This window comes from Paenibacillus sp. AD87, assembly GCF_001659845.1.
GTDB classification, from domain to species: domain Bacteria; phylum Bacillota; class Bacilli; order Paenibacillales; family Paenibacillaceae; genus Paenibacillus; species Paenibacillus marchantiae.
In genome coordinates this window covers 696,984-711,913 of the sequence record NZ_LXQN01000019.1, presented here as the reverse complement: position 1 = coordinate 711,913, position 14,930 = coordinate 696,984, and the positions used below count along the sequence as shown (strand labels likewise).

Here is a 14,930-nt window from a genome sequence, read left to right as displayed (position 1 = left end):
AATCTGGAGGCAGGCTTCTTCGTTTATTTTATACGCCAAGCAGCTTTTCAATCTCTGCAGTCATGGCTTCAGGGGATTCTTTTGGTTCAACACGCCCTACAACTTCACCCTCACGATTCACGAGGAATTTGGTGAAATTCCATTGGATGTTATTGTCTTCGCCAACACCAGGTTGCTGCTCACGCAGATACTTGAACAATGGATGCGCATCTTCACCATTTACATCGACCTTGGCAAACACCGGGAAATTAACGCCATAGTTGATTTGGCAGAATGATTCTGCTTCCTCACTGGTACCCGGCTCCTGGCCTCCGAACTGGTTACAAGGGAATCCCAATACAACCAAGCCTTGATCACGATAGCGATCATAGAGCTTCTGCAATTCACCGTATTGTGGAGTCAGCCCACACTTGCTGGCTGTATTGGCAATCACCAACACTTTGCCTTGATACAAATCGAGTGAAACTTCCTGATTTGCGGTCGTTACCGCCTGATACGAATATACGGACATGACTGATTCCTCCCATGAGTAAGATGTAGGTTGGGCTGCTGTATGTACTGTACCGAATAAGCATGCGGCACACAGCCTGTCTCTATATTATAGACCTGAGGCGGTCAATTACCAAGTCTGCGATTAAACCCTGCCCAAGTTCATGCGTAGAATCAAATTTTGTCCATCGACATGGACATATACCTTTTTAGCCTGACTTCGCAACCAAAATAGCATCATACCGCTCTTGCCGCTCTGCCTTCGTCACCCCAATCATCAGGCCACGAACCGAATGCATGAAATAAACAGCCGCAGAGCGAAGAGAGTCGGCACGAAGATGCTCATTATAAGCTTCCAGCATAAGCTTGGCCTGCTCCGGATGTCTCAATGCCGTCAAAGGCATGCCAAAGACTGGTTCATCGATCATCCCGGTTGTTATTCGTCCATATTGCTGTAACCAGGTGTAGTTGATTTCTCCCATTCCTGTAGACCTCCTAGAATGCGAATGAGCCGCGTGCGTAATGCACAGCGGCTTCATTCTATAGTTTAGGACCACATATGGCCCGTTTCATTAACTTCCTGTAGCGTGACGAACGCGTTGCTCTGTCAGTCCTCCAGCATGAACCATTGCACTGTTCATGACCATTTGTTCTGGAGGTGCTGATTGCTGGCGTTCACCCGCAAGGGCGTAAGGCAAGCAAAGCGGTACACCGGAACGTGGATCAATCACGATATCCGCTTCAATGTTAAATACTTCGCGAAGCACATCCGAGTTCATAACCTCTACAGGTGAACCAGTAGCGATGGCTTTACCTTTTTTAATACCAATCATGTGATGCGCATAACGGGAAGCATGGTTCAAGTCATGCACAACCATAACGATTGTACGGTTTGCTGTGGCATTCAGTTGCTCTAGCAATTGCAGTACTTCAAGCTGGTGAGCCATATCCAGGAACGTTGTTGGCTCGTCCAGGAACAGAATATCTGTCTCTTGTGCAAGAGCCATGGCAATCCAGGCACGTTGACGCTGTCCACCGGACAGTTGATCGATTGGACGATCATGGAACTCCGTCATGCCTGTCACTTCGATAGCCCATTCAATCATGCGTTTGTCTTCAGCACGCATCGATCCAAAACCTTTTTGATAAGGGAACCGTCCGTAGGACACCAGTTCGGTTACGGTAAGTCCTTCGGGAGCTGTTGGATTTTGTGGCAAAATCGCAAGCTGCTTGGCTACTTCACGCGTGGACTGCTTATGGATGGACTTCCCGTCGAGCAATACACTACCTGCTTTTGGATTCATGATCCGTGCCATCGTTTTCAGGATGGTAGACTTCCCTGAACCATTGGCTCCAACAAGTGCTGTAATTTTTCCTTGGGGAATTTGAATATTTAGATTATCAACAATCAGTCTTTCCTCATAAGCGATATCCAACTTGGACGTCTCCAGACGAAACATGCGATCATCCCTCTCTCATTTATCCCGGTTATGTATTCCGGCTATGACAACGAAAACGAAATTATAGTTCAGCGTATTTCCGGCGCAACAAGATCTTATACTCTAAAGATACTGATAATCATTATCATTTGTCAACAGTAAATACCAAATTCCTTGACGGTTAAGAGCTATTTTTGAAGTGTTTTACTAGAAATCGTTCAAATTTTTCGCACTTTATGTGAGAGCTTTTCTCATCGTGTACGTGCATTTCATCGCTTTGCGTATGTTCATCCTTGCCCAACATCTTAATAATGTGTCCGAATTGTGAAAATTAGACCTATATTGATTCATTTTGTATATGTCATTCCCCATCAATTGAGCAAAAACAAAAATACAGCCCCTACGAAATTCTTCGAGGTGGCTGTATTCCATTAATAATATATTCAATTAATGCCGCTTAGAGCTTCGGTTCCGGGACTAGGTTGATCACGAGCGTTCCACTCTGGATACTCACGATGTCCTTTAGATCAAAATCGGCCGGAAGCTCCACTTGGTGCCCATAGGGATACAGACGATCTGCTTCAGCAACAGTCAGATTTTCCACTGAAGATGATTCTGTTCCCTTAGACTGAGACGAATCTGAAGGCGTGCCGCCTGCATCTCCCTGTGTAGCTCCTTCATCCGTAGTGTCAGAGGCTGTGCCAGTACCGGCATCCGTCGATGTGCTGCCTGCTGCGGGATTTGAAGTGGTATCCCCCGTTGAGGCTGAATCTGCCCCTTGCTCGGCTTCTCCGCTCGGCTGAGTATCGTCCGCCTTATCGGTAGAAGAATCTGCAGAGCTTCCTTCTGGCGTACCCTCTGAGCTGTTTCCAGCCGCACCTTCCCCATCCGGCTCCTCATTTCGGTTGAAACTCTCCCATTCACCCTCAGCATGGAGCTCCTGTGTAGTATCATCTTTCAAGTTCCATTGGAGAGCGCCCGTTTGCAATGCGTTGCTGTCCGTTTCGTTTCTGTACCGGATCACCAACTGGGCAGGAATCTGTGTACCGTCGTCCGCTTTGGATGCAGGAACGAGGTAGGCGATCTGTTCAGCGAGCTCCACCTCCGGTTCAGCGGGAACAACGGGCTCCTGTGTCGGTGGAGGTGATGCCTCAGGTGTCTCCGCCTTATCGCTCATCAAAGCGTACGTGCCTCCAGCAATACCAATAATCAGGATGACAATAACCGATCCTAGAAAAAGGTTCTTCGTTTTACCTGTCAGCATGCGTACCAGCGGGGAAGACAACTCTGTTTTGGCGCGGTCGTAGGCCGGCTTCATCGTCTTGCTTGCTCTGGCATAATAGGGTTTGAAAGCTGACTTTGACTTGAAAGCTTCGCGATCATGGGCCTTGAAATAGGCCACGATTGCATCCGAGTATCCCTTATGTGCGTTAGAGCCGCGAATAAACAAGCGTTGAGTCCCCGACCACTCCATAAATTGATACAACACTTCTGTACGTCCTGAACTACTATAGATAAATTCAATCAGGCCTGGATAATCGAGTCTGTTGCTGCCGCTGCCACCGCGATAGAAAGCCAGCGGCAGTGCTTCAAATGCAGCCGTATCTGGGCGATCACGAAGCTCTCCGGCAAGCCAGCGACGCGTCCAGCGCTGGAGCTCATTACGTTCGGCCAAAGAGAGGGATTCCAACTCCTCTTCGTCACGCCCCTCACCGCTAAGCCATGCTCTCGCTGCCAGCATCATGTTTGTACGCCCAGATACATCTGAGCCCTGGCGAGCAGCCCAGTCCCGAACCTCGTTTCCGTGCAACAAAATATCAATGCTTAACAGCTGTTCACGGTTAACCCGCTCCAGATCGAGATCCTGAATCATAAACAAGTTAATGACGTAAGCCAGCTTATCTGCGAGCCGGGTTAAATCCTCCTGATACGCTGGTGGTTGGACAGCGGACCCAGGTCCACCTTTCCGATTAGCGCGAACTGAAGCTCCAGACTGTCCAATCCGGGCGGTAATACCTGTGTCTAAGCCGCCTGCGACTGGTACACGATCCAATATACTAACCCGCTTAAGTGCCTCATTGGCAGACTGAACAGGGTTGGGCGCAGAACACAAACGTTCACGCAGCTCCGTTCCTGTCCGTTCCAGCAAGAAACTATTGTGGATGGCAGACGGGTGAGATGTAATCCATCTCTGGATCACTTCCACAACGTCGGCAGCTGATTCTGTGCGTTTCAACTGATTATCCAGATAGGGCTCGAACAACAGCTTGGTCAGTGATTCGTTCGCCAGCACTTTGTCGAAGAAAGCACGGCTTAACAGGCTGTCCCGATCCAGCAAGCCATACAGTTCCTGCACAGCACGCATACGTTTCTGCGAACGGGCGTTATTAACGCCATAGATGAAATAATCCACAATTCGGGACTGTACGACTGGCGCAGCGACCCGAAAATACTCCCCGATGCGTGCTGCAACTGATTCCTCAGGTACATTCTCCCGTTTGACGCTGTCCAGCTCACGACTAAGCAACGTCAGGAACAACTCATTCAAGCGTGAACGTTGATGCGCTCCGCCTTCCGGTTTCAAGTAGGTGAGCAATCCACTTAGGACATCGCTTTTGTTATCCAGGTACAACTCTTCCATCCCCTGCTCCAGACGATAGAACATAGAAAGTTCCCCGTATGCTTCAATGGAGAGCTCCCGTCCAGGTTCCATTCCAGTTAGCATCTCATCCGCAAAAGCATAAAATGAATCGGCTGCCGCAGGTTCGTGCAGCAATGACCAAGCGAATTCCGCATATGGAAGCTTCGCCACAGATGCATCTGCATGGGTAACTCTGCCCGATACCAGATCAAAGGTAAAATCCTTCTCCGTATTCCGATCTTTCGGACGCAGCGTGCCCCGCTCCACAAACTGGAGGTGAATGCCTTTCTTCGCCTGCGGCTCCTTGGCAAACGTCATGAATCCCAACTGCCGCCGGAACGCGTAAGGCAGCGCCGTATATAACAAACGCAGCAGTCCCTTGGCTCCGGCAGTAACTTCCTCAGCGGGCACATCCAGCGCTATATATACCTTCCGACGTGTCGCTACAGCTTGCATGACGGCGTAGAGCAGACGCTTGAATACCACCTCGTCCATTTTCAGAGCGCTAAGAATCTGGCTTGGAGAGCTTTGTCCAACACCAGCTGCACGTGGCAATTCAGTAAGCGCAGGCAGCACTGTGCCTTGTTCGATGTCATAGGACGTGGCGAACACAGCATCCAGCCAGCCGCCTTGCTTCACCTGCTCTTCCGAGCGTTCAGGAGACAAGACATAGTTATGAGCGAAAAAGGCGCTGCGCAGCCCGGTGAAATCAGCGGACTGGTACACATTTTGCCCAAGAATCGTCTCACCGCTCTCCAGATGCAGCAGATGAATGGACGGCGGGAATTTCGTCTCATCCTTCTCACTCCGCCCCGTCAGCTCCGCTGGAGCGTCATAGACGCAATAGGGATGAAGCACTTTTTTGATGAAAGAAGGGTCCAGTCCCGGCGATGCGGCAACCGTATCGAACCCCTCCGTTGTGCGAAACACCCCGCGCCGCTCTCGAGTATACAGCTGTTGTTCAATTGGCGGGGTTACGGAAGAACGCATCATCCCACTCTCCCCTCAATGTACTTCAGCTTGTACAGCAGCCAGAGGAATGGCTCATCGACACGGATTGGACTGACCACACCTTGCAGCTTCATATCCACCGGATTGCTTCCCAGCGCAGACACCGCAAAGTAAGCTGTATCCTTAAAGTACACATCCATCGTGCCTTTGAACGGACGGTCCACCTTCTCAATAAACCGCCGGATCTCCCCGTCAATATTTTCGAATTCGGTCAGGTCAAACCAGTCGCGGTGCACCATGTTGCGGAATACATTGCTGTTGGATTTGATATAATCACCCTCTTCATCCTTGAGGGAATGCAGCATGTCACTTTTGGTGAGTACAACAGCTGTCGGAATATTCGTCTTGGCTTTGTCCTGGTACGCGATAAAGTCACCGAACATCGTTAACACCACATCACGCGGCTCATCGTATCTTGGCGTCCACTCGCCTGGCTCGTTGCCAAGGTTGATGCGGATTTTGTCCCGGATAGAACGAATCTGAAGCGGGTCCACCATGAACAGGATACCTGCCGAGTTCTTGATGTGCTGCCCGTGAAGTCCGAGATAATCCTGCTCCACCATACCTTCGCCCGCAACGTCAAAGAATACCAAGGTCAGCGGCGCTTTATCTTCATCTTTGAACACAAACTGGAAGATAAACGGCTCTTGCAACTTCTCCTTCTGTGTGGAATCCAGCAGATCGCCCCGTTCGAACAACGGTTCTTCATAATCCGCACGGAACCGTCGGCTGATCTCCGCATTCAGTGGCATGCAAGCCGCGTCAAAATGATCCGCTGTATAATGCTGCAATGTATGAATTAATGAAGTCATGTAGACGGATTTACCCACCTGGGATGCACCGATAATGGAAATGATATTGCTTGGTGCTTTGCCTGCTGTGACAGGCAGCTCGTTATGGCACTGTGGGCACAGCCGACGCCGTGTAACCACACCATAACGATCGTTCAGGCCCATCACAATGTGATCCGAATAGATGCGATGTTCCTCAGGTACATCATGCGGAGCCAGCACGGCCTCCATATCAAACACCGTATCCAGTCCAAACCGTTCGCGATATCGATTGAGCTTCGCATCTTCCCCAAGTGCGTAGTCCTCATCATCGTCGCGATGATGCGCAGCCCGGAACACAACCTCCTCCGGTGAAAACTTACTGAAACAATACGGACATACGATATCGTAAAACAACGGCCGCTCTTCTGGCTGCTGTCTCTTCAAAAACCGACTAAAAAAGCTCATAGCCACTCCCCTCCCCTGATCAGTTAGACAAAGTTGATATACACTTAGCCTAACTATCTAGTCTGATATAAGCCTATAGGCGGCTCCATACTTTGGTCCATCCGTGAAGAATAGCCTCACGAAATCGTCCTTGGCTACCTCAACGGGTGGCATTTCATTTCTCCCGGGAGCAAAATCACTCACAAAAGGGTACACCGTGCCATCTTCCTTATTTAAAGGCACCCCGCCTTGTTTGCGAACATAACAGAGTGCTTCCTTCGGAACAGGTGCTTCCGTTGTGATGGTCATCAATACACTTTTTCGTTTTTGAAAAAAACCGCTCTTGTACCGAATGGAAAAGCGAATATCCGCCTTGCCCGCACTGGCAATTACCGTATTGTCCCCGTCACGCTGACGCATCAGAACGGGCCCATCTTCCTGCATCTGACATACATACACCGTGTAACGAATTGCACCAAAACCCGTAATTCGATCCATATATCCATTGCTCGCCTTATATTCTTCTTTTGTGTATAACTTCAGCTTGCCCTGTGCAGCCTGTTCCCCGGTACGATCATCACCCATCATATCGAGCTCCAGCCGTTCAACATATACAGCTTCCACGCTCTCTGGCCAGAGCCAGCGAAGTGTACACTGGCTCTCTTCCACTGCCAGTGTCAGTCTGCGAATCAGGGGCGCTGAAGGGTCTGCATCCGTAAAACGCATCTATCGCCTACCTCCAGACGTTAAAATCCTTTGCTGCGCGAATCTCTTGCCCGCTGACCGAATCCTTCTACCGAATTGGTCCCTCCACCAGCATCGCGGCGTCCACGTGTCTTCCGCGGTGTGTTCTCCTTGATCGGAATGATCCAGGTGAACAGGGTTAACACACCAGATAAGATGAGCATCGCTCCAAATCTTACAAATGTATCACCAACCGTTGATCCGTCCAGACCCCATTCGAGCAGAAGTCCTGCCAATAAACCAGACACGGCACCACCTATTCCGAAACTGAGTGCCAAATGACGGTTATCGAACACAAGTCCGAGCGACACGCCCAGTGCGATACCAATCAGCAGTAAAGCAGCCACTCGGAAAATAGCCAGATACGTACTGTGCTCCATCATGCCTGTACGTTCAGTCACAAGCGTTCGTTCATCAATCGTATCGTAAATTTGCTGGAATGCCAGATTCAGTCCCCCGGAATCCGGCACATCATAGTACAAACCGCCCGTCTGCTCTGCGATATGACGCAGTAGATCAGTTCCGGAAGGGTCCACCAGACTCAGACCCACCGTATTGACAGCAATCTGTTCATTCGCATACTCAGACAAAATGCCGGATGTGTCTGCATCACTGAATCCATCGGATAGCAGGATCGCTACCGTTCCACGTTTCGGGTCCTGTTTGCCTTTAACTTGCTCCATCGCTTCGCGCAGCACTGCATCAAAATTGGTGCCGCCCGACGTCGTCACGATGCCGTCAATCTTGCTGTACACCTCATTTTTGGCCGCTTCGCTGTCCATCTGGATGAACGGCTGCAACAACTGCGGTTGATCATCAAAGGTAATCACCGCGACCTGTTTGTCGCTTTCCATTTGGCTGATCAGCGTTTTGGCCGCTTCAAAGCGACCGTTATCCGGGTCCGTGTCCCTCATACTGCCCGAATTATCGATCATCAGTACAATATCTTTGACCTGCTTCGCACCGCCTGGATTAATCTGATAGAGCAATTGCAGGGCAAGTCCGACGACAAACAACAGCGCAAGCGTTGCAGGAACAAGCAGTTTCCAGGATAGTCCCAGATATCGCAGTTTCCAGGAAGCTCCGTTCAGCTTTGGCGAGATCATCTCTGCCAGTAAACAGAATAATCCCACGCTAAGCGCCAACACGCCAAAGTATAATCCCATCAGCAATAGACGGGGCATTTCCCCGAGCCACTGACGCAGCATGATTTCTCCAGCCGCAAAGCCCACAGCTCCGCCAATCAGGCTGAATAGGACCAGGAGAAGATTGATTTTTCGCTGCATGTTTGCATGCATCCTTTCCAAACCAGCCGATGAACGGCTGAATTAATACAAGATGGGTTGATGAAAAATGAACGTATAATGTACTGGACGGAAACAGATAGATCTATCTGTACCTCCCTTCCGTCCATATAAGATACAGCCTTATGTTTTAACGCATGGGTGACAGCTTCTCGGCCAGATCGGAGGGATGGAGCTCATAACCATTCTCCGTATACGAATCGTAATACACCCGACCATTGCGATACACCATCAGGTCTTCCAGATGGAAGCCTCCCATCAGATTCAGCTTCTCCACACCACTGCTTCGTTCTTCGTATACCACACCCAGCTTATAGATCCGTGACGTTTCTTCGGCATACGCCGCATAGTCCATGAAGGCACTATGGTGATCACCAAAGAAATATTTTTCTTCATAACGATGTTCCTGCGTATAGTCGAATACTCTTACCCGAACGACCGCCTGCTCCTCCAGTGTGCGATACAATCGGCGGAACAGATCATCACGGGTCAGTACATTTTTGTCCCCATAGGTAATTGTAACATTCGCCCGCAACAGCAATTCTTCTTCGAAAGGTACCCGGAGCGGTTCTGCTGTAAGCAGCATCACATGACATACCTCCATCAGACGTTGCAGGAGTCGCTCGTTTCCTTCTGTGGCAAGCCCGTTCATATCCCCCATATGGCGGTCCTCAAACCAGACATCCCGTCCACGCTTTGCCTCCAAATCTGCAATCAGCGCTTCCGTCACTTTGCCGTAATACTCCATTACGTTCTGACCGATATATTCATCTGCAGCCGCTATGCTCTCTACCGCTGTCTCACGCAAAACACGTTCCAGCGTTGCCAGTGTCTCCGTTACACTCCGGCTGAACGTATGCAGTTGTTCCATCTCTGTGTCGTAGACACGAAGCAGCTGCAATTCATTCTCCAGGCGCAGCAATTCAACTTTGGGCACATACACACGCTCCAGCAAACAATCGATCAGGTTGCGCACGTTCTGTTTGTCACGGAACAAGGCCCGTTTGAACGACTGATCCTCTACTCGCTCCTGCTGACGCTGCTCCAGCAAGGCACGTGCGGATTCAAGCTGCACCGATTTATCACGAATCAATCCAAGCAATGCCTCACGCACACTGCCGAACCCATTGTCACTCCAGGCGGCCCATTGAAAATAGCCAACCTCAGGATGCTCCGTGTGCGATTGCTCAGCCTTACGACGAAGGGAACCTTCTGTGCTGCGCTGACGTACTCGTTCCTCCGCAAGACGGACCACATTATCACGGAAATACGCCTCTGCCCCATGTCCGAACAATGCTCTCTCCGCTTCACGCAGCGAGAGCGGCTTCAGATCGGTGAAGCTGACGTTATGCGTCATTATGCCGCTCATGCCGCTCACCAGATCCTCATCGGGAAGAATCCCTTCCACTTTGCGCTCTACCGAAGCCCCATCCAGTCCGAAAAAGGCGAGCTTGTCCTTGATGCTCCACTCGGGTTCCTGCCGCATCCGTTCAAGCAAATAACGATACAGATGATACAACACCGCGAGTGCAATGGGTTTGTTCGGCCGTCTAATCTCGGCAAAACCTGCACTGGCATAACCATGCTGATCCGAGGTCGTACGGATGTTATTTTTGAACGATGTATTGTTATACGTGTTGGCCCCCGTGCTTGATACGGAACCAGAGCTATCTGCATCCTGCTTCCGATTCTTGAGCAGACAGATTCGGCAGATGATCTCGGCATTTTCGATCCACCCGCCGGGTACACCGGTTCCCCGCTCGTTTTTGTCTGACAAAATATATACGAGATCGAATAACGGAGAAGCGGGATGTACAACCGGAATGGAGATTCCGTCCTCCGTAACCAGCAGATTGCCACTGAACGTATAGTCCAGCCCCTGCATGTAATCCAGTTCCCGCAGAAAAGCGAGTCCCGCCGCACTTGCATATCCAAAGGAATCGACCTGCTCCATCTCGCTGACCAGCACATGCAAATCGGTCTGTACCGACTTGAAGGATTGAGCCAGTATCGTCTCGGTCAGCTTGGTAAGCTCAGGCAACAACACATTCAATGGATCATCTGCCCTGGTCACAACGGTCACGTAGATTCGATCGAACGATGAATATAGGCGTCCGTATTCGGCAATACGATTACTCACCCGCCGCAAGGTACGATTCAGACCAAAGAGTGCCTGATCTGAATCGTGGAAACTGCGATGCACATCCTTGCGAAGCGTTTTGGAAGGTCGATCCGTCTGTATGGTGGACAAGGGAAGCACGTGACGGGTCACCTGACCATCATCAGAAGTGCTGCCATTCCTTGCATCACTCCCGCCGTTAACACGCGCATATCCTGAATGAGCACCATCGCTGTAATGGTCATGCTTCGTTTGCGCGGTGTCATGGTCACGATGTCGGGCATGCTCCTGATTTTCCGTTCCAATCTGTACATAGACTACGCCTTCTCCGTTATCCCACTTCAGCCGGTTGATTTCCTGGACAGCAGACACTGCCGGAGCGACCTGGTCACCCACGAACAAGAACAACGCGGGGTAATGGATGCTGCTTCGACCATCACCCAGGCTGCCTTGACGCTCCTGCTCTGTTGCATACTGTGCTGCATACTTCTCCAGATTGCGCTTCAGAGCATTGTTCGAGCTGAACTCCATCCCGGCCGCCATCTTACTTCAGCCTTCTGCGAATGTCATTCAGTTTCGATGACATCGTTCTGTAGAACTGGTAGATGTCTTCCCCGTTCGCCAGTTCTACTCGCTCGTATTCCAGACGATCACGGGATTCCATGAACAATGCAGCCAGATCATCCAACTTCGTAAGCAGTGGCGTGATATCTTCAGAAGCGGTCAGGTCGTTATCACGGCGGGAAGCTTTGCGCAGCAATGTGCTGCGATCCTTCTCTGCGAGTCCACGGAAGTTGCCAAACACTTCATATTCGGCAAAGTTACGGCTCTTCATCAGGTTCGCAAACGGCTCCCACGCGTCTTCTTCCGGATCACGGTCATAGACGTACAGCGCGCCTTTCTTCACGATGGTATCGGTGTATAGTGCTTCGATGAAGCGGTCATACCACTGCTCCTCGTCCTGATGCTGGGCGAGAATGCCTTCCAGCTCGGCGACTTTGGCTGAGATAGCGTTCATCTTCGCCAGTTCTTCACGTACCCGTGCGATCAGCTGCGGGGAACGCACCAGGTTTTCTTTGGCCATATCTTCATTAATACTTCCGAAAATGTCCTTCACCGACACCCGTGGCAATCCTTCGGATTGCAGGCGTTTCAATTCAATAACTGCCCGCTTCACTTCACCCAGGTTCGGCGTGGTGGACGTGAGGCGCATGTCGTAGGCACCCAGCTTAGCAGACAAGTCAAACGGTTCCGTTGTCACAATTGCATAGCGGTTGCTTGTATTCTCATCAATGGATTTGGCTGTCACAATGTTGTATCCGAGCGCCTGCTCGAATTCGGTACGTACACGGGCATTGTACTGCTTGACCCGGGCGTTCTCGTACACATCTCCCCATGACTTTTCCGGAATTGGCGATGGCAGATAGGTCCAGTTATTCTTTTCGGTTTGCACCAGATGGCGTCCGATACCTTCTTTGTCCAAAATGGTACGTTCATAACTTTCCTCATATACTTTGAGTGGTGTGTACACAAACAGTGGTACCCCGTTGCGAGTGTTCAGCCAGAAGATCCGGTTGCGCACTTCACTTTCCTTAACGGTAAAATGAGATTTGCCCACCGCATTGTTCTGATAATTGCGAATCCCTCTCAGAATGCCCGGCGCCTGTGCTGGCACCGATACGAATCCCCATGATGGGAAATGCAGACTGCCTGTGCTGTTGCTCAGATTGAACACCGGAACTGCCTCATCATCCAGTTTGCCTGCAATGAAGCGTTCCACGAATTTCTCGACCGACTCGTCCTGTCCATATTTGATAACCAGGAAGTCCTCCATTGAGCGGGTAATCAGATCTCCGAACTTCTCAGTCAAGAAATCAGAGATGGAGCTGACGATATCGATCTCGTTTTCTTTCACCCACTGGCTAGAGTTCTCCAGCAATTCACGCGAGAAGTCACGGATCAGATCATCCGTATCGCGCTTGTCCAGCAGTCCATCCACCACACTGACGATATCCGGCACACTTACAACGTTCCAGTAATACGTTTTGTTGCCTTTGTGATCGGACTGTTCTTCGCCGCGTGTCAGGATATCCCCGTTTTTGGAGAAGATCGAGCTGAGTGCGTTCAGCGTTTCAGTAAATACGTTATAAATGCGGCTGTTCTCCTGGTTCAGCAATTCGTACAGGTCTTCGTAGAACTCAATCATCTGATCATTGCGTTCCACATCGGCGTGCAGCCAGTACTCATGAATTTTCGCCTCAATATAAGCATTCTTCTTCTTCTCTTTGGAGACGAACGCACTCTTCGCATCGCCCAGCTTCTCTTCGGACTGCTCCTGAGCAGCCTCAATGTCACGCGGAATGCGGAAGGCATTCTCACGCAGGGTTTCAATGTACGACTGAATCATCTTCAGTACACAGAAGCCTTTTTCTGTGTAGATCAGACGGGAGACATAGAACGGACCCTGTTCGGGATGCAAAAACATACGCCGGATCTGTTCGGTGAACTGACCCGCAATCTCTCCCGGCAGCTGCTTCTTCGCCTTGATATATTCTTCACGGGCACGAGCCAGGAAGTTCTGCTCCAGTTCGGTGTCCATGTTCACGACCTGTGATTTCACCACATTGCTATAGGACAGACGCTCACTGTTCTGATAACCTGGCAGCGGCTCCGGCACACGGGCTTCAAAGGACTTGACCACACTTTCGAGATCAATGCCCAGCTTGCGGGCAAACTTCTCGGTATCCTCCTGGTTCGGTGCTTTGGAGAACATGGTGTTCATTTTGTCGAACATGCGGTAAGCCAGATAGGTTGTCATTTCTTCAATAGGAAGTACCGCCGAGGATGCACCGATAATGTTGTAATCATAGTTGGCCGGATAGGCTTTGTTCATCTGTGCAATGTTCGTACGAATGTTGCTAATATAATCGTGGATGGCAAACTCCTCGCCGGATTGCTTTTCCTCACTCGCCATAAAGTTGGTGATATTCTCGGCGGTGACGTTCATGCAGTAATCATAAGCATTCTCCAGCAGTTTGCCTTCCGTGTTGGTAGCGGAAATCAGATGACACAGGTTGAACGGTGGCAGCGGAGAATTCACCGTCAGAATGTTGCCGTATTTCTGGGAGAAACGCTCACCCCGGCTGTCCACGTTCATCCAATAATCCAATTCCTTGAGCGCAGCGTATCCATTCTTGCGGATGTACTCACGAGTGTGTTCACTCAAGCTTTTGTTGGACAGGTTCACGTCTGGGGTGAACAGATATCCAAGCGTATTCACGCGGTCAATCCCGGCAGAGCCGTGATCACGTTCGATAATCCCGCGCACGATATAGGAGATATCGAGGAAGCATCCACTTCCCGTACCACCGGAAAGACCGGTCAGCAGGAACACCATCAGTTTTTTGTTGGTGCCTACAGATAATGTTTTGATCTTTTTGTCGATCGCCTGCACGACCTGGTTAATTTTGGTGAAAAGCAGCAGGCGTCCAGCCTGACGCACCCCTGCGGCGCCGTTCATGCCATCGGTGATGCTCAGCTCCGGAGACAGCCAGTCCGTAATATACGGTTCCAATACGCTGCGGTTCTGAAGCAATCCACCAATCTCGGCATTGGACAACAGTACAAATTCATTAATTGGATCGAGCCCGATGCCTTTATACTTCTTGGCGCGATCCTGTTCGTTCGTTTCAAAAGCAAGAAACTCCACGTTGGACGGTTTGTCCATTTTTTTCTTGGATACCGGGTCCTGTGGCAACTTGAAACGTCGGTTAATCTGGTATTTAAGACGCAACAGCGCATCAATACCTGTTCCTCCAAGACCGATAATCAGAATCGGGTTATCAATCGTATCGACTCTGATTTTCTCACTGACAATCCCTCCGCCAAGCGATACATCCAGTTGCTGAATATGTTCTCTAACAATCGGTTTCATTCGTTGTCCTCCCTTTAGTTAGAACAGTTGGG

Annotated in this window: 9 protein-coding genes; all 9 read right to left on the bottom strand. The window is 50.3% G+C overall.

Going from position 1 to position 14,930, the window contains the following annotated elements; all coding sequences use genetic code 11:
* Window positions 1-28 precede the first annotated feature (28 nt).
* Window positions 29-511 (bottom strand): glutathione peroxidase, encoded by a 483-nt coding sequence (locus tag gpAD87_RS26800; protein ID WP_063566912.1) that lies wholly within the window; start codon window positions 509-511, stop codon window positions 29-31.
* 187 nt (window positions 512-698) lie between these two features.
* Window positions 699-971: a hypothetical protein gene (locus gpAD87_RS26795; protein WP_064641837.1), complete on the bottom strand. Its 273-nt coding sequence runs from the start codon at window positions 969-971 to the stop codon at window positions 699-701.
* 90 nt (window positions 972-1,061) lie between these two features.
* The gene (locus tag gpAD87_RS26790; RefSeq protein WP_064641836.1) at window positions 1,062-1,949 is read right to left on the bottom strand and encodes an ABC transporter ATP-binding protein; all 888 of its coding nucleotides are present in this window, start codon (window positions 1,947-1,949) and stop codon (window positions 1,062-1,064) included.
* Window positions 1,950-2,385: 436 nt separating this feature from the next.
* Window positions 2,386-5,562 carry a GAP1-N2 domain-containing protein gene (locus gpAD87_RS26785; RefSeq protein ID WP_064641835.1) on the bottom strand — a complete coding sequence of 1,059 codons (3,177 nt, stop codon included), beginning with the start codon at window positions 5,560-5,562 and terminating at the stop codon, window positions 2,386-2,388.
* Window positions 5,559-6,818 carry a TRAFAC clade GTPase domain-containing protein gene (locus gpAD87_RS26780; RefSeq protein WP_064641834.1) on the bottom strand — a complete coding sequence of 420 codons (1,260 nt, stop codon included), beginning with the start codon at window positions 6,816-6,818 and terminating at the stop codon, window positions 5,559-5,561. Before gpAD87_RS26780 ends, gpAD87_RS26785 begins: the two co-directional genes overlap by 4 nt.
* A gap of 57 nt (window positions 6,819-6,875) precedes the next feature.
* Window positions 6,876-7,523, bottom strand: a complete 648-nt coding sequence (locus gpAD87_RS26775; RefSeq protein ID WP_064641833.1) for a hypothetical protein — start codon at window positions 7,521-7,523, stop codon at window positions 6,876-6,878.
* A 20-nt stretch (window positions 7,524-7,543) separates the two neighbouring features.
* Window positions 7,544-8,827 carry a vWA domain-containing protein gene (locus gpAD87_RS26770; RefSeq protein WP_064641832.1) on the bottom strand — a complete coding sequence of 428 codons (1,284 nt, stop codon included), beginning with the start codon at window positions 8,825-8,827 and terminating at the stop codon, window positions 7,544-7,546.
* Window positions 8,828-8,975: 148 nt separating this feature from the next.
* Window positions 8,976-11,507, bottom strand: a complete 2,532-nt coding sequence (locus tag gpAD87_RS26765) for a transcription initiation factor TFIID (RefSeq protein ID WP_082935367.1) — start codon at window positions 11,505-11,507, stop codon at window positions 8,976-8,978.
* A 1-nt stretch (window position 11,508) separates the two neighbouring features.
* The gene (locus gpAD87_RS26760) at window positions 11,509-14,898 is read right to left on the bottom strand and encodes a tubulin-like doman-containing protein (RefSeq protein ID WP_064641831.1); all 3,390 of its coding nucleotides are present in this window, start codon (window positions 14,896-14,898) and stop codon (window positions 11,509-11,511) included.
* Window positions 14,899-14,930 lie beyond the last annotated feature (32 nt).